The organism is Salibaculum halophilum (genome assembly GCF_002094885.1).
Classification (GTDB): domain Bacteria; phylum Pseudomonadota; class Alphaproteobacteria; order Rhodobacterales; family Rhodobacteraceae; genus Salibaculum; species Salibaculum halophilum.
The window spans coordinates 261,573-280,633 of record NZ_MSIT01000003.1; the positions used below are offsets into that span (position 1 = coordinate 261,573).

At 66.0% G+C, this 19,061-nt stretch carries 25 protein-coding genes; 18 read left to right on the forward strand and 7 right to left on the reverse strand.

Features of this window, described 5'->3' with window-relative positions:
• The first annotated feature begins 48 nt into the window (after nt 1-48).
• On the forward strand, nt 49-708 hold the full coding sequence (locus BU124_RS04200; RefSeq protein ID WP_084861189.1) for a YiaD family glycine zipper/OmpA-like lipoprotein: 660 nt from the start codon (nt 49-51) through the stop codon (nt 706-708).
• 76 nt (nt 709-784) lie between these two features.
• Entirely contained in the window at nt 785-1,552 is a 768-nt protein-coding gene (locus tag BU124_RS04205; RefSeq protein ID WP_084861190.1) for a FadR/GntR family transcriptional regulator, read from the forward strand.
• 81 nt (nt 1,553-1,633) lie between these two features.
• Here the strand turns inward: BU124_RS04205 and BU124_RS04210 are convergent, their stop codons facing one another.
• From BU124_RS04210 to BU124_RS04230, 5 genes are all read right to left on the reverse strand, one after another.
• Nucleotides 1,634-2,200: a F0F1 ATP synthase subunit B gene (locus tag BU124_RS04210; protein WP_084861191.1), complete on the reverse strand. Its 567-nt coding sequence runs from the start codon at nt 2,198-2,200 to the stop codon at nt 1,634-1,636.
• Nucleotides 2,197-2,754: a F0F1 ATP synthase subunit B' gene (locus BU124_RS04215; RefSeq protein WP_084861192.1), complete on the reverse strand. Its 558-nt coding sequence runs from the start codon at nt 2,752-2,754 to the stop codon at nt 2,197-2,199. Before BU124_RS04215 ends, BU124_RS04210 begins: the two co-directional genes overlap by 4 nt.
• An 83-nt stretch (nt 2,755-2,837) precedes the next feature.
• Entirely contained in the window at nt 2,838-3,062 is a 225-nt protein-coding gene (locus tag BU124_RS04220) for a F0F1 ATP synthase subunit C (RefSeq protein WP_084861193.1), read from the reverse strand.
• Between the two features lie 51 nt (nt 3,063-3,113).
• The gene (locus BU124_RS04225; RefSeq protein WP_084861194.1) at nt 3,114-3,869 is read right to left on the reverse strand and encodes a F0F1 ATP synthase subunit A; all 756 of its coding nucleotides are present in this window, start codon (nt 3,867-3,869) and stop codon (nt 3,114-3,116) included.
• Nucleotides 3,859-4,203 carry an AtpZ/AtpI family protein gene (locus BU124_RS04230; protein ID WP_084861195.1) on the reverse strand — a complete coding sequence of 115 codons (345 nt, stop codon included), beginning with the start codon at nt 4,201-4,203 and terminating at the stop codon, nt 3,859-3,861. The genes BU124_RS04225 and BU124_RS04230 overlap by 11 nt, the downstream gene beginning before the upstream one ends.
• A 194-nt stretch (nt 4,204-4,397) precedes the next feature.
• On the opposite strand from BU124_RS04230, the gene BU124_RS04235 reads away from it, so the two are divergent.
• Nucleotides 4,398-4,748, forward strand: coding sequence for an ArsR/SmtB family transcription factor (locus tag BU124_RS04235; RefSeq protein WP_084861196.1), 351 nt, complete (start codon nt 4,398-4,400; stop codon nt 4,746-4,748).
• A 21-nt stretch (nt 4,749-4,769) separates the two neighbouring features.
• Here BU124_RS04235 and BU124_RS04240 read toward each other — a convergent pair whose 3' ends face one another.
• On the reverse strand, nt 4,770-5,648 hold the full coding sequence (locus tag BU124_RS04240) for a LysR family transcriptional regulator (protein WP_084861197.1): 879 nt from the start codon (nt 5,646-5,648) through the stop codon (nt 4,770-4,772).
• A 122-nt stretch (nt 5,649-5,770) separates the two neighbouring features.
• On the opposite strand from BU124_RS04240, the gene BU124_RS04245 reads away from it, so the two are divergent.
• The 11 genes from BU124_RS04245 (at nt 5,771) to BU124_RS04295 (ending at nt 13,042) form a co-directional block, all read left to right on the forward strand.
• Complete coding sequence (locus BU124_RS04245) at nt 5,771-6,049, forward strand: acylphosphatase (RefSeq protein WP_084861198.1); 279 nt, start codon at nt 5,771-5,773, stop codon at nt 6,047-6,049.
• A 16-nt stretch (nt 6,050-6,065) separates the two neighbouring features.
• A complete protein-coding gene (locus BU124_RS04250; protein WP_084861199.1) occupies nt 6,066-6,572 on the forward strand; it encodes a hypothetical protein in 507 nt (168 codons plus the stop codon).
• 214 nt (nt 6,573-6,786) lie between these two features.
• Entirely contained in the window at nt 6,787-8,289 is a 1,503-nt protein-coding gene (gene ffh / locus BU124_RS04255; protein WP_084861234.1) for a signal recognition particle protein, read from the forward strand.
• A gap of 70 nt (nt 8,290-8,359) precedes the next feature.
• Entirely contained in the window at nt 8,360-8,656 is a 297-nt protein-coding gene (locus BU124_RS04260) for a chorismate mutase (protein WP_084861200.1), read from the forward strand.
• 37 nt (nt 8,657-8,693) lie between these two features.
• On the forward strand, nt 8,694-9,062 hold the full coding sequence (gene rpsP, locus BU124_RS04265) for a 30S ribosomal protein S16 (protein ID WP_084861201.1): 369 nt from the start codon (nt 8,694-8,696) through the stop codon (nt 9,060-9,062).
• A 49-nt stretch (nt 9,063-9,111) separates the two neighbouring features.
• Complete coding sequence (rimM, locus tag BU124_RS04270) at nt 9,112-9,624, forward strand: ribosome maturation factor RimM (RefSeq protein ID WP_084861202.1); 513 nt, start codon at nt 9,112-9,114, stop codon at nt 9,622-9,624.
• Nucleotides 9,625-9,627: 3 nt separating this feature from the next.
• Nucleotides 9,628-10,428, forward strand: coding sequence for a hypothetical protein (locus BU124_RS04275; RefSeq protein ID WP_084861203.1), 801 nt, complete (start codon nt 9,628-9,630; stop codon nt 10,426-10,428).
• Between the two features lie 14 nt (nt 10,429-10,442).
• Nucleotides 10,443-11,261 carry a tRNA (guanosine(37)-N1)-methyltransferase TrmD gene (trmD, locus tag BU124_RS04280; RefSeq protein ID WP_084861204.1) on the forward strand — a complete coding sequence of 273 codons (819 nt, stop codon included), beginning with the start codon at nt 10,443-10,445 and terminating at the stop codon, nt 11,259-11,261.
• 242 nt (nt 11,262-11,503) lie between these two features.
• Nucleotides 11,504-11,890, forward strand: coding sequence for a 50S ribosomal protein L19 (gene rplS / locus BU124_RS04285; RefSeq protein WP_084861205.1), 387 nt, complete (start codon nt 11,504-11,506; stop codon nt 11,888-11,890).
• A 13-nt stretch (nt 11,891-11,903) separates the two neighbouring features.
• Nucleotides 11,904-12,125, forward strand: a complete 222-nt coding sequence (gene rpmE / locus BU124_RS04290) for a 50S ribosomal protein L31 (RefSeq protein ID WP_084861206.1) — start codon at nt 11,904-11,906, stop codon at nt 12,123-12,125.
• A 122-nt stretch (nt 12,126-12,247) separates the two neighbouring features.
• A complete protein-coding gene (locus tag BU124_RS04295; protein WP_084861207.1) occupies nt 12,248-13,042 on the forward strand; it encodes a GGDEF domain-containing protein in 795 nt (264 codons plus the stop codon).
• A 48-nt stretch (nt 13,043-13,090) separates the two neighbouring features.
• On the opposite strand, the gene BU124_RS04300 is transcribed toward BU124_RS04295, so the two are convergent.
• A complete protein-coding gene (locus BU124_RS04300; protein ID WP_084861208.1) occupies nt 13,091-14,341 on the reverse strand; it encodes a DEAD/DEAH box helicase in 1,251 nt (416 codons plus the stop codon).
• A gap of 363 nt (nt 14,342-14,704) precedes the next feature.
• Here BU124_RS04300 and BU124_RS04305 point away from each other — a divergent pair, with 363 nt between their 5' ends.
• The 4 genes from BU124_RS04305 to BU124_RS04320 all read left to right on the forward strand — a co-directional run bounded on the left by BU124_RS04305 (nt 14,705) and on the right by BU124_RS04320 (nt 19,017).
• The gene (locus BU124_RS04305) at nt 14,705-15,514 is read left to right on the forward strand and encodes a division plane positioning ATPase MipZ (RefSeq protein WP_084861209.1); all 810 of its coding nucleotides are present in this window, start codon (nt 14,705-14,707) and stop codon (nt 15,512-15,514) included.
• 318 nt (nt 15,515-15,832) lie between these two features.
• Nucleotides 15,833-16,810: an ABC transporter substrate-binding protein gene (locus BU124_RS04310; protein WP_084861210.1), complete on the forward strand. Its 978-nt coding sequence runs from the start codon at nt 15,833-15,835 to the stop codon at nt 16,808-16,810.
• Nucleotides 16,811-16,908: 98 nt separating this feature from the next.
• A complete protein-coding gene (locus BU124_RS04315) occupies nt 16,909-17,943 on the forward strand; it encodes an ABC transporter permease (RefSeq protein WP_084861211.1) in 1,035 nt (344 codons plus the stop codon).
• 3 nt (nt 17,944-17,946) lie between these two features.
• Nucleotides 17,947-19,017: a quaternary amine ABC transporter ATP-binding protein gene (locus BU124_RS04320; RefSeq protein ID WP_084861212.1), complete on the forward strand. Its 1,071-nt coding sequence runs from the start codon at nt 17,947-17,949 to the stop codon at nt 19,015-19,017.
• The last annotated feature ends 44 nt before the right edge of the window (nt 19,018-19,061 follow it).

Consider the following 19,061-nt stretch of genomic DNA (forward strand, 5'->3'; position numbering starts at 1 on the left):
GGTCATCACTGTGCCAAACCGCGGCATCCAAAAGATGAAAGACGACTCATGACGATTTCAAAGCTGACCACGGCCCTCCTCGCCGCTTCGCTGTTCGTTGTCGCCGGCTGCGAAGAGATGACCGACCCCAACAACCCCAACCGCAACCAGCAGACCGGCGCTGCCGTGGGCGCGGGCCTCGGCGCCCTGCTGGGCATCGCCTCGGGCGACACTGCCGACGAACGCCGCCGGGGGGCCGTTGTGGGGGCCATTGCCGGTGGCGGCCTGGGCGCTGTCGCCGGTGCTCAGCTTGACCGGCAGGAGGCCGAGTTGCGCCAGCAGATGGGCAACAACGCGCAGATCGTGAACACTGGCGAGCAGCTGGTCGTGACCCTGCCGCAAGACATCCTGTTTCCCACCGACAGCGCCCAGCTGACCGGCGCGCTGCGCTCGGACCTGACCACGCTGGCCGCCTCGATCAACCGCTACACCGGGACAACGGTCAACGTGATCGGCCATACCGACAACACCGGGCCGGCCGCTTACAACCAGGACCTGTCGGCGCGGCGCGCGCAGGCCGTCAGTTCGGTGCTGATCGGGGCAGGCGTGGCCCCCAACCGCATCCGCTCAATCGGGCGGGGCGAGGACGCGCCGGTGGCCACGAACCTGACCCCCGAAGGCCGGGCCCAGAACCGGCGGGTCGAGATCACCATCACACCGAACGCCTGAGCAGGGGGCGCGCACCCCGACCATTGAGGCCCGCCGGCGTTGGTCATATAACCTGACCAGCGCCAGCGGAGGCCCAATGCCATTCGAACCCGTCCGACCGGAAAAGCTCTCTGACTCGGTGGTCAGGCAGATCGAGCAATTGATCCTGCGGGGCATACTGCGCCCGGGTGAGCGTCTGCCCTCGGAACGGGAGATGTCCGAACGGCTGGGCGTATCGCGCCCCTCGTTGCGCGAGGCCCTCGCCGAGTTGCAGGCGGCGGGGCTTCTGACCAGCCGCGCCAGTTCCGGCGTCTACGTCGCCGAGGTCTTCGGCAACGCCTTTTCCGACGCGCTGGTGCGGCTGTTTTCCACCCATGATGAGGCGGTCTTCGACTACATCGCCTTTCGCCGCGACATGGAAGGGCTGGCAGCCGAGCGGGCCGCCACCCACGGGACTGAGACCGACCTCAAGGTGATCGAGGCCATTTTCGGCAAGATGGAAGCGGCCCATTCGAAGCGCAATCCGCAGGAAGAGGCCGGACTGGACGCGGATTTCCACCTGTCGATCATCGAGGCCAGCCACAACGTCATCATGCTGCACATGATGCGCTCGATGTATCAGCTGCTGCGCGAGGGGGTCTTCTACAACCGCCAGATCATGTTCAAGCAGCGCATGACACGCGACAGCCTGCTGGGCCAACACCGCGCCATCAACGACGCGCTTCAGGCGCGCGACGCAGCGGGCGCGCGCTCGGCGGTCGTGGCGCATCTGTCCTTCGTCGAACAGGCCCTGTGGGATCACAAGCGCGCCGAACGCAACGAGGCCATCGCCCGGCAGCGCTACGACCACGAGGTCGGACGCTGACGGCACGCCGGGCCGCGTTGCCGCGCATGAAAAAGGCCCGGGCGCTGGACCCGGGCCTGTTCATGGGGATGCCATCGCGCGTCAGTGCAGTTTCGCGCCGACCTCGGCGATCGCATCGTCGATGAGCTTGTTGGCCTCGGTCGCCGTGGTCTGCTTGGCGATCACGTCCTGCGCGGCGCCGATCGCAACGGTCACGGCCTGGGCCTGAACATCACGCATGGCCGCGTCCTTGGCACTCTCGATCTGGTCTTCGGCGGCGGCCAGACGCCGCGCGACAGAGGCCTTGATGTCCTCCTTGGCCTGCTCGGCCGAGGTCTTGGCCTCTTCGCGCGCCGTCTTGACGATCCGCTCCGCCTGGGCCTCGACTTCTTTCTGCTTGCGTTCATAGGACGCGAGCAGGGTCTGCGCCTCTTCTCGCAGCGCTTTCGCCTCGTCCAGTTCGGACTGGATACCCGCGGCCCGGTCGTCCAGCATCTTGCCGAGCATGCCGGGCACCTTGAAATAGACCAGCACGCCGATGAAGACGATGAAGCCCAGCAACACGATGAAGTCGGTATTATTCAACGAGAGAAAGCCATAGTCGCCACTGGCCGCAAGGGCGGGCGAGGCGGCCAACCCGAGGGCGGCGGTTGTGATGAGCCGTTTCATGACGCTTGCCCCTTCAGTCTGGCGTTGACCGCCGCGGTCACGGTACGCCCGTCGGCCTCACCGCCCATCGCGCCGACGATATCCTTGGCCACGTCCTTTGCCACGTCCTTGACGCTGTCCATGGCGCTGGCCTGGATCTCGGCAATGGCCTTCTCGCTCTCGGCGGTGCGGGCCGCGATCTCGGCATCGGCCTTTTCCATCTCCGCGTCCAGTTCAGCCTGGATACCGGCCTTGGTCTCGGCGGCAATGCGCTGGGCTTCGGCACGGGCGTCGGCGAGCGCCTTCTGGTAGGCCTCCTCGGCCTCTTTCGCCTTCTGCTTGAGCTCTTCAGCCGCGGCGATGTCGTTGGTGATGGTGCCCGCGCGCTCGGCCAGCACCGCAGAGATGCGGGGCAGCGCGACGCGCGACAGTACCACGTAGATCACGACGAGCGTGAGTACGAGCCAGAAAATCTGGTTGGGCCACCAGTCGAAGCAGAGCTGCGGCATGCCGATGGCAGAGCCATCCGCACCCACGCAGGTGCTTGCTGTTTGCCCGGTTGTTTCGGTCGCCATGGCGTCCTCCGTCGGAACCTGGTCTCACTGTCGGGCGGCCCGTTACCGCGCCGCCCGCGCGCAAGGATGGTGTTCCGTAAGGCTCAGACGGCGAACATCAGCAGCAGGGCGACGAGGAACGAGAAGATCCCCAGGGCCTCTGCGAAGGCGATACCGATGAACAGGGTCGCGGTCTGGCCGCCGGCCGCCGAGGGGTTGCGCAGCGCGCCGGCCAGGAAGTTGCCGGCCACGGTGCCCACACCGATGGCCGCGGCGCCCGAGCCGATTGCAGCCAGACCGGCGCCGATATGTGCGAGTTCGCCTTCCATGAGAGTTCTCCTTACGGTTGATTTGGAAGTTTCGGGATTGGGGTTCGGACCCTAGTGCGACGGATGCAGCGCGTCCTTGAGATACACGCAGGTCAGAATTGTGAAGACGTAGGCCTGGATGAAGGCCACGAGGACCTCGAGGCCGTACATCGCGGTGATCGCCAGCACCGAGAGCGGGCTGACGAGCGCGATGGCGGCAAAGCCGGCGAAAACCTTGATCACGGCGTGGCCGGCCATCAGGTTGCCGGCAAGCCGGATCGAGTGGCTGACCGGCCGCACGAAATACGAGATGATCTCGATCACGGCGAGGATCGGGCGCAGCAACAGCGGCGCGCTTTCGACCCAGAACAGGCCGAGGAACTTGGTGCCGTTCTTGACGAAACCGACGATTGTGACGGTCAGGAAGACGGCCAACGCCAGCAGCACCGTGACAGCAAAGTGCGATGTGGTGGTAAAGGCCGTCGGCACCAGCCCGAGGAAGTTGGCGAAGACGATGAACATGAACAGCGTCATGATGTAGGGAAAGAAGCCGACGGCATCCTTGCCGGCCACGTCCTCGACCATCTTGTAGACGAAGCCATAGGCAAGCTCGGCGATCGACTGGGTGCGGTTGGGCACGATGGCGCGGCGGCTGGTGCCCAGCACCAGCAGCAGGATCACGCCGATGACCGCCAGCGCCATCCAGAGCGTCACGTTGGTCGGGGTATACCAGCTGACCGGGCCGTTGCCGAACAGCGGCTCGACGATGAACTGGTCCATCGGGTGGAAGACCAGGCTGCTCTCTTCTCCGGTTGTCTCAGTCGCCATCGCGTTCGTCTTTCCCGTCTTCGCCGCCCGGCCCGGGCAGCTGCGTGTTCTGCATCTCCTGGGCGCTTCGCATCATGGTTTTTACACCGGCCGCGAAGCCCAGAAATACGAATAGCACCATCAACCACGGTTGCGTGCCCAGAAGGGCGTCCAACCCGTATCCTATGCCGAAGCCGATCCCGAGACCGGCCACAAGTTCAATCACCATTCGCCAGGCATGTTGCGCCTGGGAATAATGTTCCTCGGAATGGTGCGTGTCGGCCTCGCCGCCCCTGGCCGCCGCGATCTTGTCCTCCAGCGCCTTCAGGCGATCCGCCGGGTCATGATCGGACAAGGTTCTGCCCCTTTCCTCGGTTGATGCCGTGCTACGCCGGCGGCGGTCCGGAGTCAACGCTGACTAAAGCCTCCACAAGTCACTGGCAGATATAAAATTTTTCGGCACCGCGCGAGCCTGCCGCACCCCGCGCGACCGCGGGGTATATTCAACCGCATGGTTGACGTTTCGCGCGAGTGCCGCTTGATGGAGGCATGAGCGTCTCTCTCGATACTGTCTTCGCCGCCCTGGCCGACCCGACCCGCCGGGCGATCCTGTCGATGCTGCTCGAGGACGACATGGCCGTCACCGACGTGGCCGCGCCCTTCGAGATGTCGCTGGCCGCGATCTCCAAGCACCTCGGCATCCTGACCCGTGCGGGCCTGATCAGCCAGGAGCGGCGCGGCCGGGTGAAATGGTGCAAGCTGGAACCGGACGCCCTGCGCGCGGCCAGCGTCTGGATGCAGGGCTTCGGCCAGTTCGACCAGATCGACCTGGACGCCTTCGAGCGGTTTCTGGAGGGCGAATTGGCTACCGCCGGGGCGCCAGCGGCCGAGCCGGGATAAACCCTCCGGACGGGCGGGTCTCTATCCCCGTTCGGCTCGCGCCCAGTCCTTGAGGTGCTTGAGAAAGGCCTGCACCTTGGTCGTGCGGTGCAGATCCACATGGGTGACCAGCCACAACTGGCCGCCCCAACCTTCCTGCGAGGGCAGCACCTCGATCAGGTCTGGGTGGCGCTCCATCTCGCCCAGGCCGACGAACCCGATCCCGATGCCCGAGAGGATCGCGTCGACGTTGTTGCGCGCGGTCGAGGTCCGGAAGATCACCCGGTCCGCGGGCACGGCATCGGCCAGCCATTGGTTGTAGGGGGCGCGGCTGGACTTGTCCTCGGGGCCGACGAACCAGTGGTCGGCCAGGTCTTCCTCGCCCGCAGGCTGGCCGTGCTGCGCGATATAGCCGCGCGAGGCCACGAGGTGCGCCGACTGGCGGATGAATTTCTGCACCACGTTGTCAGGCTGATCGGGGGCCTTGCCGGCGCGGACGGCGACATGGGCCTCGCCGTATTCCAGGCGAAAAAGGCGCTGGCCGGTCAGATAGCGGATGCTTATGTCGGGGTAGGCTGCCCGGAACGAGGCCAGCACCGGCGTCAACTCGGGCGAGAACGCCTCGAGTGAGGTGACGACCAGTTCGCCGCTCACGCCCTCGCCCTGCCCCTTGATCCGGCCGGCCAGCTGGGTCAGCTGGTCATCGGTGGTCGCGGCGACCTGCATCAGGTCCTGGCCCGCCTCGGTCGGCGTGTAGCCGCGCGCGTGGCGCTGGAACAAACGGGTGCCCAGACGCTCTTCCAGCGCGTCGATGTGCCGGATCACCGTGGCGTGGTGGACGCCCAGAACCTCGGCGGCGCCGCTGACCGTGCCGACCCTTGCCACCTGATACGCGGTGCGAATCTCGTCCCAGTTGTCCATTGATCGCACCCCCTTCGCTGAGGGCCAGTTACGCGGATCGCACGCCCGATTGCAACGGGCCGGCCTTGCCCGGTGGCGGAATCGTGGTCTAGGTTCGCGACGGTTTCGAGGGGAGGGGCGTCATGACCCGCACAACCCTGCACGCTCGCATCACCGGCAGGGTCCAGGGCGTGAGTTTTCGCGCCTGGACACGAGAGCAGGCCCGCGCGCTGGACCTCGCCGGCTGGGTGCGCAACCGGCCCGACGGCTCGGTCGAGGCGCTGATCTCGGGGCCGGAACGCGCGGTCGCGGACCTGCGCACCCGGCTGCACGACGGCCCGCCAGCCGCCCGCGTTGACAAGGTCGAGACGCGCACCGCCGCGGACACAGACGCGCCGCATCCCTTCGAGGTGCGCACCTGACCGGCCGGGAGAGCGCATGAAGATTGCTCACGACACAGAGGATCTCCTGATCTTCGATCGCATACCCTGGGTCGCGGGGACCCTCCTCACGATCTTCGTGGCCCTGCCGCTTGCAGCAGGTATCGCGGCGGGCATCACCGTGATCCTGCCTGGTGATATCAGTCTTGTTAATGCGGTCATGATGATCCTTGGCGGCGCGGTGTTCATGTCTCCGTTCGTGCTGATCATCTACGCGCTCGTTCGGCGCCGACAGGTGATACTCGACCGGCGCGCCGGCACCGTCACACTGCGCCGCCGGACCATTTTCGGCTACCAGCAGGAAGTTCACGCGCTTGAGGACCTCCGTGGTGCCGAGATCGAGAGCCGCCGGCTATCGGCACGCAGCAGCCGCCTTTCGCACCGCGCCCTGTTGCGCCTCGACACGCAGACCCGTCCCGTCGCGCCGGACTTTGGCGGCCTGTCCGTCGCGCAGGAGCACGCCGAGCGCATCAACGCGTGGCTGGGCACGGATCGTAAGGCTTGACTCGACCGCGCCGGCAGCCTAAGCGACCTCCCATATACGGAAAGCCCTGCCTTTCCGGTCCCTGCCCGGCCAGGGATCGCCCCCCGTCAGCGAGGTTTCGCCCACGGGGGCATAGCGCGTTGGCCCGGTTTGCGCGACCGGCAGGGCGTTCCAGAACGAGCCGTCCGGTCCCATATGAGCCGGGCAAAGCGACACGGCCCCGAGGAGGCGCATGATGTTCGAAAGTCTTTCCGATCGCCTGTCCGGGGTCTTCGATCGGCTGACCAAGCAGGGCGCGCTGTCCGAGGAGGACGTCAAGACAGCTCTGCGCGAGGTCCGCATCGCCCTGCTCGAAGCCGACGTGTCGCTGCCGGTGGCGCGCGATTTCGTCAAGGCAGTGCAGAAGAAGGCCACCGGGCAGGCGGTCACGAAATCGGTCACGCCGGGCCAGCAGGTGGTCAAGATCGTCCACGACGAACTGGTCCGTGTCCTGACCGGTGACACTGACCCGGGCAAGCTCAAGGTCGACAACCCGCCGGCGCCGATCCTGATGGTCGGGCTGCAGGGCTCGGGCAAGACGACGACCACCGCCAAGCTGGCCAAGCGGCTGAAGGAACGCGAGGGCAAGAAGGTCCTCATGGCCTCGCTCGACGTGAACCGCCCCGCAGCCATGGAGCAGCTGCAGATCCTCGGCACGCAGGTCGGGGTGGACACCCTGTCGATCGTCAAAGGCGAAAGCCCGGTCCAGATCGCCAAGCGCGCGAAAACCCAGGCCAGCCTCGGCGGCTATGACGTCTACATGCTCGACACGGCGGGCCGGCTGCACATAGACGAAGAGCTCATCCAGCAAGCGGCCGAGGTTCGCGACGTCGCCAATCCGCGCGAGACGCTACTGGTCGTCGACGGCCTGACCGGCCAGGACGCGGTGAACGTCGCCACCGAGTTCGACGACAAGATCGGCGTCTCGGGCGTGGTCCTGACCCGGATGGACGGCGACGGGCGCGGCGGCGCGGCCTTGTCCATGCGCGCAGTCACCGGCAAGCCAATCCGTTTCGTCGGCCTTGGCGAGAAGATGGACGCCATCGAGGAGTTCCACGCCGAGCGCATCGCGGGCCGCATCCTCGGGATGGGCGACATCGTTTCCCTCGTCGAGAAGGCGCAGGAAACGATGGAGGCCGAACAGGCCGAACGCATGATGAAGCGGTTCCAGAAGGGCCGGTTCAACATGAACGACATGAAGACGCAGCTCGACCAGATGCAGAAGATGGGCGGCATGGAAGGTGTCATGGGCATGATGCCGGGCATGAAGAAGGCCGCCAAGCAGATGCAGGACGCCGGCGTCAACGAGGACGTCTTCAAGCGGCAGGTCGCGCTCATCAACTCGATGACCAAGACCGAACGCGCCAACCCGCAGATCCTGCAGGCCAGCCGCAAGAAGCGCATCGCCAAGGGCGCGGGGCTGGAGGTGTCCGAGCTCAACCAGCTTCTCAAGATGCACCGGCAGATGGCCGACATGATGAAGAAGATGGGCAAGATGGGCAAAGGCGGCGCGCTCAAGCAGGCCATGCAGGGCATGATGGGCGGCAAGGGCGCCGGCGGTGGCGCCGTGCCCGATATGAACGACCCCAAGGCCATGGAAGAGGCCGCCAAGGCGCTTGGCGGTGGCAAGGGCCTGGGCGGTGGCATGGGCGGATCGCAACTGCCACCGGGTCTCGGCGGTTTCGGAAAGAAGAAATGAGGCGGCCCGTGAGCGACACACCCGATCCCGGCGGGCCAACCCCGCGCGCCGAAAAACTTCGGAGCAGCCGATGAGTGACACGCCTCAAGGCGCCGCCGACGTGCTGACCGGCCATCGCGACAGTATCGACCGGCTGGACGCCATCCTCGTCTATACCCTGGCCGAAAGGTTCAAGCACACCCAGGCGGTGGGCCACCTCAAGGCCGAGCACGACCTTCCGCCGTCCGATCCCCAGCGCGAGGCGCGCCAGATCGAGCGGCTGCAGAAATTGGCGCTGGATGCCGATCTGGATCCGGACTTCGCCACGAAGTTTTTGAACTTCATCATCGCTGAAGTCATTCAGCATCATCGAAAGCACCAAGGATAACGGGGCACCCGCCCCGGCCAGTCAAAGGAGAAACCCCATGGCCATGAAGATCCGCCTCGCCCGCGCAGGCTCGAACAAGCGCCCCTTCTACCGCATCGTCGCCGCCGACAGCCGCATGCCGCGCGACGGCCGGTTCCTTGAAAAGCTGGGCACCTACAACCCGCTGCTGCCCAAGGACCGCGAAGACCGTGTCAAGATGGACGTGGACGCCATCAAGGCCTGGCTCGACAAGGGCGCCCAGCCCACCGACCGCGTCTCGCGGATGCTCGAGGCCGCCGGCGTGCTCGAAAAGAAGACCCGCAACAATCCGGGCAAGGGCACCCCGGGCAAGAAGGCCCGGGAACGCGCCGAGGAAAAGGCCGAGAAGGCCGCCGCCGCGGCCGCCCCAGCGGACACCGCCGAGTGATCGGCCCGCGCCGGGGCACCCGTGCGGTGTCCCGGCGGGCTCACCGCCCATGAGTGACGAGACCATCACCCTCGCAAGCATCGCCGGGGCCTTCGGGGTCAGGGGCGAGGTGCGGCTTAAGAGCTTCTGCGCCGAGCCCGCGGACATCATCGACTACACGCCGCTGACACGGTCCGACGGAAAGGTGGTTCAGACCATCGTGCTGACGGGCCACGCCAAGGGGGCGCTGGTCGTGCGCATGGACGGGATCACCACCAAGGAAGAGGCCGACGCCCTCAAGGGGGTCGAACTGCGCGCGCGGCGCAGCCAGCTGCCCGCCCTGCCCGACGACGAGTTCTATCATGCCGATCTTGTGGGACTAGCGGTTTTCGACACCGGCGGCGACAGCCTCGGCCGGGTCAAGTCGGTGCAGACCAACGGCGCCGACGACCTGCTCGAGGTGCAGGCGCCCGGCCTGCGCGACACCGTCCTGGTGCCCTTCACCAGGTCCATCGTGCCCACGGTGGACCTTGCCGCCGGCCGGCTGGTCGTCGACCCGCCCGGCGGGCTGTTCGAGGACTGAAGGGTGACGGGCCGCAGGATCGTCATTCACGGCGGCTTTCACAAGACCGGCACGACCAGCGCGCAGAAATTCATCCTTGATAACGGGCCGTTGATCTGGCCGCACGCAGCAACGGTCCTGCCGGGTCGCAGCCGGGGCCCTGTCGCGCGCCATGCGGTGCGCTATTCCCTTACCAGCGCCGGACCCGACATGAACCGGTTTCGCCGCAGCCTGGCCGACCTTCTGGGCGGGCTGAACCTGGGCAAGCGGGCGCTACTGATCTCGGACGAGAACTTTTGCGGCCGGATGCCCGGCCGCGACGGACAGCAGGGCTATGACAGTGCGCCCGACCTGATGGCCGCCGTGGTCAGGGTGATCCGGCGTTTCATCGACAAGGACCCCGAACTGCACTTCGTATTCATGACCCGTGCCCCCGACGGCTGGCTGCGCAGCACCTGGCTGCACAACCTTGTGCACACACGCCTGACACTCGATTACGCGGACTACGCTCGCGCGCACGGGCAAACTGCGCATCTTGACCGGACGGCAGAGGAGATCCGCGCGGCCGTCGCCCCCTACCCGGTGCATGTCGTGCCGCTGGAAGCCCTGTCCGAGAACCCCGAGGGGCCCGCCGCGCCATTGCTGCAACTGCTGGGTTTGCCAAGTGACAAGCGGAATCGGCTGACCGGCGCGACCCGCGCCAACCAGGGGCCGGACCCGGCCCTGGCGCCCCGGCTGCTGGACCTGAACCGCTCGGCGCTGTCAGACGCCGATCTGGAGGCGCAAAAGTCCGCACTGCGCGACTCGCCTTTGCCCGAGGTCTGACCTATGACGCGCACATGACAGATCAGCCCAACAGTTCCGCGCCCCGCTCGCACGGCCGCAAGACCCTGCGGCCCACTGCGCAGCCGCAAGAGCTGATGACCGATCGCCCTGTCCTGGCCCGTGCCTGGACCGCGCAGGTCATCACGCTGTTGCCCGACGCCTTTCCCGGCCTGCTGGGGACCAGCCTGACCGGCAAGGCCCTCAAGGACGGGGTCTGGCAACTGGAGACGACGGACCTGCGCCGCTTCGGCGTCGGCAAGCATCGCAACGTCGATGACACGCCCGCGGGCGGTGGTGCCGGCATGGTGTTGCGAGCCGACGTGCTGGGCAACGCCATCGAGGCCACGCGCCGGGGGGCGCGGGGCCGGATGCCGCTGATCCACCTCAGTCCGCGCGGCGTGCCCTTCGACCAGGCCATGGCGCAAGACCTGGCCCGACAGGACGGGGTGACGTTGCTTTGCGGCCGGTTCGAGGGCGTGGACGAGCGCGTGCTTGAGCATTTCGACATCCTCGAGGTCTCGATGGGCGACTATGTCCTCACCGGCGGCGAACTGCCCGCGATGACCCTGATCGACGCCTGCGTGCGGCTGCTGCCGGGTGTGCTGGGCAATGCCGAAAGCGCCGTGGAGGAAAGCCATTCCGCCGGCCTGCTGGAGCATCCGCAGTATACCCGCCCCGCCGAGTGGCAGGGACGGACGATCCCCGAGGTGCTGACCTCGGGCGATCACGCCAAGGTGGCGGCTTGGCGACGCGACCAGAGCGAACGCCTGACCCGCGCACGCCGGCCCGACCTTTGGGCGCGCCACGGCGATAAGTCGTCCGAACAGGGTTGATCGGGCCGCGCGTCGCGACTATACGGCGACGGTCCGGGGCTGCGACGAGTCGACCGGGCCTGTTGCGTTATGGCAGATGCCCCGCTTTCTTCGGCACCGGGCGCCGGACGTGACGGTGATACGAACAAGCAATGCTGCGTGACCTCTGGCGGGCGCCATCGGGCGGACCCGGAAGAAGACACAGAGCTCTGACGCGCCCGAACCTTCGCGGAGCAACCGCGAGCCATATAGGAGAAGATCAGATGGACCTGATCGCACAACTCGAGGCGGAACAGATCGCCGAACTGGGAAAGACCATCCCGGACTTCAAGGCCGGCGACACCATCCGTGTCGGCTACAAGGTGACCGAGGGCACCCGCACCCGCGTGCAGAACTTCGAAGGCGTCTGCATTTCCCGCAAGAACGGCAGCGGCATCGCCGGCACCTTCACGGTGCGCAAGATTTCCTTCGGTGAAGGGGTGGAACGGGTCTTCCCGCTCTACTCCACCAACATCGAGGCCATCACCGTGATCCGCCGCGGCAAGGTGCGGCGCGCCAAGCTCTACTACCTGCGGTCGCGTCGCGGCAAATCGGCCCGCATCGCGGAAAAGACCAACTATCGCCCGCTGCGCAGCGGCGCCGACGCGTGAAGGAAGCCCGGTCATGAAAAAAGACATCCATCCCGATTATCATACGATCAACGTCAAGCTGACCAATGGCGACGTGGTCGAGATGCGCTCGACCTGGGGCGCCGAAGGCGAGACGCTGGTGCTCGACATCGACCCCAGCGTGCACCCGGCCTGGACCGGCGGATCCTCGCGCCTGATGGACCAGGGCGGGCGTGTCTCCAAGTTCAAGAAGAAATACGAGGGCCTGGGCTTCTGAGAACCCCGCCCCTGTGATGCGAGAATGCCGCCGATTTTCGGCGGCATTTTTCGTATCTGGGCTGACGTTAATCATTTGTTTCGGTCTGCCGTGGACGGTCCCGACGCGGAAAGGGGCGCGGCATGATGCACCGAATCTACAAGTTCCTGGGCGTGAAGGGTCCCGACGATTTCGCCCTCAAGTTCCTGATGTTCTGCGCCATGATCGTGGCGCTCAACTACGTCTTCCACCTGCTGTGGCCGGGCGACGGGGCCTTGCGGCACGGGTTCATCATCGCCAACGGGATCTGTGTCGGCGGACCCTTTGTCGGGTTGTTCTTCCTGCTGGTGCGCAAGCAGATGCGCCTGCAACGGGAACTCTCGGTCCGGTCGCGCACCGACGACCTGACCGGCCTGTCCAACCGGCGGTTCTTTCTCAAACAGGCCGGTGCGCTGCTCGACGACGGCATACCCGGCGTCCTGCTGATCATGGACGCCGATCATTTCAAGGCCGTGAATGACACCTATGGCCACCAGGTGGGCGATGCCTGCCTGGTGTCGATCGGATACCGGCTCAAGCGCGCGTTGCGCACCGACGACGTAATCGGCCGGATCGGCGGCGAGGAATTCGGCGTCTTCCTGGCCAATACCGCGCCCGCCAACACCGGCACGGTCTGCCGCGAGTTGCTGATGCCGATTCCCTTCGACGGCGGCGCGGCGCATCCGCATCTGACCATCACCCTGTCCATGGGCGCGGTCGAGGCGCGGCCGGGCATGTCGCTGGACGACCTCATGCGCGCCGCGGACGAAGCACTGTATCGGGCCAAGGCCAATGGCCGGGCACGACTGGAATTCACCGTGCCCGATCAGGCTCGATCGGTAACGATGGCGGCGCGGGCCCCGGCCATGCGCGACACGTTCCGCCGGCAATCGGCGTGACAGGGCCCAACCGCCTTTCGGGCGGAAGGGCCAGCCGCCACGCGAGGGTCAGGCCGCCCGCGAGCCGCGCCGACGGCGGCGCCCGGCCCCGGCGGACGTCTTGTTGCCGCCCCCGCCGGCCGGGGTGGCTCGGCGACGCCCTCCACCCCGCTTGGGCTTGGGGTCTTCCACCTGCCAGGGGCGGCCCGAGGCCACGGGGATGTCGGCCTTCATCGCTTTCTGGATAGCGCGCAACTCGGCCATTTCGTCGGGCGCGCAAAAGGCGATGGCCATGCCGTCGGCCCCCGCTCGCGCCGTGCGGCCGATACGGTGCACGTAGTTCTCGGGCACGTTGGGCAGGTCGAAATTGTAGATGTGCTTGACCTCGGGAATATCCAGCCCGCGCGCAGCCACGTCGGTGGCGACCAGCACCTTGACCTCGCCGGACTTGAAAGCCTTGAGCGCGCGGTCGCGCTGGCCCTGGCTCTTGTTGCCGTGGATCGAGGCGGCGGCGAACCCGGCCTTCTCGAGCCTGCGATAGAGCTTCTCGGAGCCGTGCTTGGTGCGGCCGAAGACGATGGCGCGTTCCTCGCGGTGCTCGCCCAGAAGCTCGACCAGAAGGTCGGGCTTTTCCGCCTTGGCGATGAAATGCACCGTCTGGGCGATCTTGTCGGCGGCCTTGCCCGGTGGGCTGACCTGCACCCGGACCGGGTCGGACAGGTAGGTGTCGGCCAGTTCCGACATCTGCTTGGGCATGGTTGCCGAGAACAGCATCGTCTGACGATCGTCGGGCAGCAGCGGCGCGATCTTGCGCAGCGCATGGATGAAGCCCATGTCCAGCATCTGGTCGGCCTCGTCCAGCACCAGGTATTGCGTCTCGTCCAGCCGCACCGCGCCGCGGTCCAGCAGGTCGATCAACCGGCCCGGCGTGGCCACCAGCAGGGCGCAGCCCCGCTCCAGGCGCCGCATCTGCCCGGTGATTCCGGCCCCGCCCACGACCAGCACCGTCTTGAGGTGCGTGCCCGCGGTATAGGCGGTCAGATTATCGGCGATCTGCTTGGCCAGTTCGCGCGTCGGCGCCAGGATCAGGCCGCGCGCGGTCTTCGGCGCGGCCTTGCCCTGGCTTTTCAGCAGCGCATCGATCATCGGCAGGCCGAAGGCCGCGGTCTTGCCGGTGCCCGTCTGGGCCAGGCCCATCACGTCGCGGCCGTTCATGGCGTGCGGGATGGCCTGGGCCTGGATCGGCGTCGGCTCGGAAATGCCCTGCTCGGCAAGGGCCGTGGTGAGGCGGGGCGCAAGGCCCAGCATGTCGAAATCCATAATCATTCCTTCTGCGCGGCCCGGCGAGACCGGCACGACAAACTGCCCGCAGGCATGCGGGCCGGTCGGAGGGTTGCACCGGTGACCTCGCGCACAGGCGTCATTGCCTGCACACCGGTCCGGCGCGGCACCCCTGCGTGATGGTGGGAACCTGTTCGACGGATGCCGGTTTCGCGCCCTGCCCCCGGTTTGGGGCGGCGCCCTGCTCACGCGGCAGCGGCATCGGTCACTGTCCGGATGGGGGTTTTGACGCCACAAGTCAAGCCTGTCCTGCCGCCCGGTGCTTTTCCTTGCCCCCGCACCCCCCTAAGGTTACGCCGGCATCCCGGGACGGGGCCCGGGGCCAGAGGAAAGGGCAGTGTCTTGGCGCATATCATCGTTGTCGGGAACGAGAAGGGCGGCGCGGGCAAGTCTACGGTGTCCATGCACGTGGCCGCAGCCTTGTCTCGCCTGGGTCACAAGGTCGGTGTGCTGGACCTGGACCTGCGCCAGAAGACCCTCGGTCGCTACATCGAGAACCGCCGCGCCTTCACGGCGGCGCAGGACCTCGCCTTGCCGACGCCGACATGGCACGACCTGCCCGAAATCGACCCGGAGTCCCTCGACGAAGGCGAGAACGTCTTTGATCACCGGCTGTCCATGGCCGTTGCCGGGCTGGAACCCGACAGCGATTTCATCCTGATCGATTGCCCGGGCAGTCACACGCGGTTGAGCCAGGTGGCGCATTCGCTGGCCGATACGCTTGTCACGCCGCTCAACGACAGCTTCATCGATTTCGACCTGCTGGCGCAGATCGACTCTGACGGCGAGACGATCAAGGGGCCGTCGGTCTATTCCTCGATGGTCTGGAATGCGCGGCAATTGCGCGCGCAAGCCGGGTTCGACCCGATCGACTGGGTTGTCGTGCGCAACCGGCTGGGCGCACAGAACATGGTCAACAAGCAGAAGATGGAAAAGGCGATCGGCAAGCTCAGCAAGCGGATCGGCTTTCGCCCCGCACCCGGCTTCAACGAGCGGGTCATCTTCCGGGAACTGTTCCCCCGCGGACTGACGCTGCTCGATCTGCGCGATATCGGGGTGAAAAACCTCAACATCTCGAATCTGGCCGCGCGGCAGGAATTGCGCGACCTGATGAAGGCGCTGCAGCTACCGGGCGTGTCCGTCGACTTCTGAAGCGGCCCGGGCCGGGGGGGGGGAGGGGGGCGCATTTCTGTCGCCATGGGCACCCATTTGGTCGTTTGCAGGAGGGCGAAAACCAGATTCAGCCGAACGCGCCGCGGACAGGGTTGAAATCGCCCGGGCATTCCACTAACTCTACCGCCATGGCCAATGACCATGACACGCCGCGACATCCAGATTTCTGACAACAGGGCGCATATGACCCGCTGTTGTATCGAGATCACGGAGCTTCCCGATGCAGGACCAAGTGGTTTGCACCCTTTCGCCATGCGAAAGGTAGGGAGAGGCGTGAGAAACTGAAAGGACTGACAGATGAAAAAGCTACCACTCATCCTGGCCGCGGGCGCCTTTGCCGCCCCGATGGCCGCACAAGCGCAATCCGGCGACTGTGGCGAGGTGTCGATCACCGAGATGAACTGGGCCTCGGCCCAGGTCGTGACCAGCGTCGCCTCTTTCATCATGGAGCAAGGCTACGGCTGTGACGTCAGCGTGGTCTCCTCGGACACCATTCCGGCCGTCACCTCGGTCGCCGAGAACGGCGAACCGGACATCGTGACCGAACTGTGGCTGAACTCGACCGGTGACACCTACACCGAGCTGAAAGAGGCCGGCAAGGTCGTCGAGGCGGCGCCGGTGCTCGACCCCGGCGGTGTCGAAGGCTGGTGGATCCCCACCTACCTTGCCGAGGAGCATCCCGAACTGACCACCATCGAAGGGATCCTCGAGAATCCCGAGTTGGCCGGCGGCCGCTTCTACAACTGCCCCGAAGGCTGGGGTTGCCGCGTGGTCAGTGACAATCTGGCCGAGGCGCTGGACCTTGAAGGCAATGGCGTCGAGGTCTTCAACTCTGGCTCCGGCCAGGTGCTGGCCACCTCGATGGCCGACGCCGTGCTCGAAGAAGAGCCGTGGTTCGGCTACTACTGGGGCCCGACGGTTCCGCTCGGCAAGTATGACATGACCAAGGTCGACCTTGGCGAGGTCAATCCGGAAATCCACAGCAACAACCAGAACGCGGATACCGACAACCCCGGCGTGTCGGACTTCCCGGCGGCCCCGATCGTGACCGCCACCACCAGCACCTTCCAGGAAAGCAACCCGGAAGTGTTCGAGCTGCTGCAGAACATGACCTTCAAGACCTCGGACATGAGCAGCGTGCTGGCCTGGAAGGACGAGAACAACGCCTCCGCCGACGAGGCCGCGGTCTATTACCTGACCAACTTCCAGGATGAATGGACCGGCTGGCTCAGCGATGAGGCGCGCAGCAACCTCACGGCGATGCTGGACCAGTAAATCGCTTGTAGATCGTGACGGGGCCGGCTTAGCATCGGCCCCGTCTTTTTATGCGCTGGGGGGACGGATGCCGCCGCGGCACTGATGGGGATGAAGATATGGCAACTTACGATTTCGTATTCCGGGCCCTGGGGCTCGAGGACTGGTGCAGCGCTGACACTGGCGGCGACGCCCCGATGTCCATGGAAGCGCTTGTCGCGCAGAGTTCGGGCGAAGAGACCTCGACCTCGATCTGGGAACTGCCGTTCCCGTCGATGGACGCGCTCAACGAGGCCTGCGCGGCCTTTCCGCAATCGCGCAACGTGACGCTCGGGCTCGAAAACGGGTTCCTCGCGGTCAAGGACAGCATGAGCGTGGTGCTAGACCCGATCACGCAGCCGTTGTCGTGGCTGCTCGACGGGGCGCTCTACGGCATCCTCAACACGCCGTGGTGGATCGTGATCCCGCTGTTGCTGGCGATTGTCTGGTTCGTCTCCAAATCCTGGCGGCTGCTGGCCTTCGTGGCGCTCAGCATCGGCGGCCTGGCCTTCATCGACTACTACAGCTACGCCATGCAGACGCTGGCAATCATCATGGTGTGCGCCTTCCTGTGCGTGCTGCTCGGGGTGCCGATCGGCATCGCCATGTCCCGATCCGACAGAATGCGGGCGGGCACGATCCCGATCCTGGACATGCTCCAGACCCTGCCGCCCTTCGTCTACCTGATCCCGCTGATTTTCCTGTTCTCGGTGACCGAGCCGAAACTCTACGGTATCGCGATCATCCTTTATGCCATCGTGCCGGTGATCAGGCTTACCGATCTTGGCATCCGCATGGTTGATGAGTCGGTGATCGAGGCCGCCGAGGCTTTCGGCATGACCGACCGGCAGAAACTCTACGGGGTGCAGATCCCGCTGGCGCTGCCCAACATCATGGCCGGCGTGAACCAGACAATCATGATGAGCCTCGCGATGGTCGTCATCGCCTCGCTGGTCTCGGCGCCGGGACTGGGCGTTCTCGTACTGCGCGGCATCAACAACCTCGAACTGGGTGTCGGCCTTGTCTCGGGCCTGGGCATCGTGCTTCTGGCGGTCATGCTCGACCGCACGACGAAAGCCGCCCTCGACCGCGTCAACGCTGCGCAGAAAGGCTGACCCATGAGTGCATCGGACAAGAAAACCAAGATCGCGATCCGCGGGCTTTACAAGATCTTCGGGGCCGATCCCGCCAGTGTCCTCGACGAGGTGCAGGCCGGGATGGGCAAGGAAGAGCTGATGGAGACGCACCGGCATGTGCTGGGGCTCAACAACATCAACGTCGACATCAAGGAAGGCGACATCACGGTGATGATGGGGCTGTCGGGGTCGGGCAAGTCGACCCTGATCCGCCATCTCAACCGGCTGATTGATCCGACCGCGGGCGAGGTGGAACTTGACGGCACCGACATCGTCGGGGTGAACGAGAAGGACCTGCGCCGCCTGCGCCGCGAGGAAATGTCTATGGTGTTCCAGCACTTCGCGCTGCTGCCGCATCGCACGGTGCTGGAAAACGCCGGCATGGCGCTGGACGTGCGCGGCGTGGCCCGCGCCGACTACGAGAGCGAGGCGCAGAAGTGGCTCGCCCGGGTCGGCCTGCAGGGGGTTGGCGACCAGTTCCCGCACCAGTTGTCGGGCGGCATGCAGCAGCGCGTGGGCATCGCCCGGGCGCTGACCTCGAACTCGCCGGTGATGCTCATGGACGAGGCCTTCTCGGCGCTCGACCCGCTGATCCGGACCGACATGCAGGACCTGCTGCTCGAGCTTCAGGCCGAGTTGAAAAAGACCGTGGTCTTCATCAGCCATGACCTGGACGAGGCGCTCAAGCTGGCCGACCACCTGGTGATCCTCAAGGACGGCTACGTCGTCCAGCAGGGCGAGCCGCAGGAAATCCTGATGAAGCCCAACGACCCGTACATCGTGGACTTCATCTCCGACATCAACCGCGCCCGCGTGCTGCGCGTGCGCTCGGTGATGGAAGAAACCGGCCAGCGGCCCGAGACCGTCGCCGGCGAGGTCGACTGGGATGACACGCTCGAGTCCGTGATCGCCCGCTCCGAGGGGCAGACCGATCTGATCTACAGCGTCACGCGCGACGGCGCGCAGGTGGGCGTTCTCAGGATGACCGACCTCGTCAAAGCGCTCGTGCCGACCGCCGCCGCAGAGGACGGCTTGCGCTCCGGCGCCGCCTGACACCGGCCACACGCACCGACCCCGGGAAACGGCCCGGCGCCCGC

Excerpts from the sequence above, each read along its gene's own strand:
- BU124_RS04200 (WP_084861189.1), top strand. The coding sequence starts at position 49 with ATGACGATTTCAAAGCTGACCACGGCCCTCCTCGCCGCTTCGCTGTTC.
- BU124_RS04205 (WP_084861190.1), top strand. The coding sequence starts at position 785 with ATGCCATTCGAACCCGTCCGACCGGAAAAGCTCTCTGACTCGGTGGTC.
- BU124_RS04210 (WP_084861191.1), bottom strand. The coding sequence starts at position 2,200 with ATGAAACGGCTCATCACAACCGCCGCCCTCGGGTTGGCCGCCTCGCCC.
- BU124_RS04215 (WP_084861192.1), bottom strand. The coding sequence starts at position 2,754 with ATGGCGACCGAAACAACCGGGCAAACAGCAAGCACCTGCGTGGGTGCG.
- BU124_RS04220 (WP_084861193.1), bottom strand. The coding sequence starts at position 3,062 with ATGGAAGGCGAACTCGCACATATCGGCGCCGGTCTGGCTGCAATCGGC.
- BU124_RS04225 (WP_084861194.1), bottom strand. The coding sequence starts at position 3,869 with ATGGCGACTGAGACAACCGGAGAAGAGAGCAGCCTGGTCTTCCACCCG.
- BU124_RS04235 (WP_084861196.1), top strand. The coding sequence starts at position 4,398 with ATGAGCGTCTCTCTCGATACTGTCTTCGCCGCCCTGGCCGACCCGACC.
- BU124_RS04240 (WP_084861197.1), bottom strand. The coding sequence starts at position 5,648 with ATGGACAACTGGGACGAGATTCGCACCGCGTATCAGGTGGCAAGGGTC.
- BU124_RS04245 (WP_084861198.1), top strand. The coding sequence starts at position 5,771 with ATGACCCGCACAACCCTGCACGCTCGCATCACCGGCAGGGTCCAGGGC.
- BU124_RS04250 (WP_084861199.1), top strand. The coding sequence starts at position 6,066 with ATGAAGATTGCTCACGACACAGAGGATCTCCTGATCTTCGATCGCATA.
- ffh (WP_084861234.1), top strand. The coding sequence starts at position 6,787 with ATGTTCGAAAGTCTTTCCGATCGCCTGTCCGGGGTCTTCGATCGGCTG.
- BU124_RS04260 (WP_084861200.1), top strand. The coding sequence starts at position 8,360 with ATGAGTGACACGCCTCAAGGCGCCGCCGACGTGCTGACCGGCCATCGC.
- rpsP (WP_084861201.1), top strand. The coding sequence starts at position 8,694 with ATGGCCATGAAGATCCGCCTCGCCCGCGCAGGCTCGAACAAGCGCCCC.
- rimM (WP_084861202.1), top strand. The coding sequence starts at position 9,112 with ATGAGTGACGAGACCATCACCCTCGCAAGCATCGCCGGGGCCTTCGGG.
- trmD (WP_084861204.1), top strand. The coding sequence starts at position 10,443 with ATGACAGATCAGCCCAACAGTTCCGCGCCCCGCTCGCACGGCCGCAAG.
- rplS (WP_084861205.1), top strand. The coding sequence starts at position 11,504 with ATGGACCTGATCGCACAACTCGAGGCGGAACAGATCGCCGAACTGGGA.
- rpmE (WP_084861206.1), top strand. The coding sequence starts at position 11,904 with ATGAAAAAAGACATCCATCCCGATTATCATACGATCAACGTCAAGCTG.
- BU124_RS04295 (WP_084861207.1), top strand. The coding sequence starts at position 12,248 with ATGATGCACCGAATCTACAAGTTCCTGGGCGTGAAGGGTCCCGACGAT.
- BU124_RS04300 (WP_084861208.1), bottom strand. The coding sequence starts at position 14,341 with ATGGATTTCGACATGCTGGGCCTTGCGCCCCGCCTCACCACGGCCCTT.
- BU124_RS04310 (WP_084861210.1), top strand. The coding sequence starts at position 15,833 with ATGAAAAAGCTACCACTCATCCTGGCCGCGGGCGCCTTTGCCGCCCCG.
- BU124_RS04315 (WP_084861211.1), top strand. The coding sequence starts at position 16,909 with ATGGCAACTTACGATTTCGTATTCCGGGCCCTGGGGCTCGAGGACTGG.
- BU124_RS04320 (WP_084861212.1), top strand. The coding sequence starts at position 17,947 with ATGAGTGCATCGGACAAGAAAACCAAGATCGCGATCCGCGGGCTTTAC.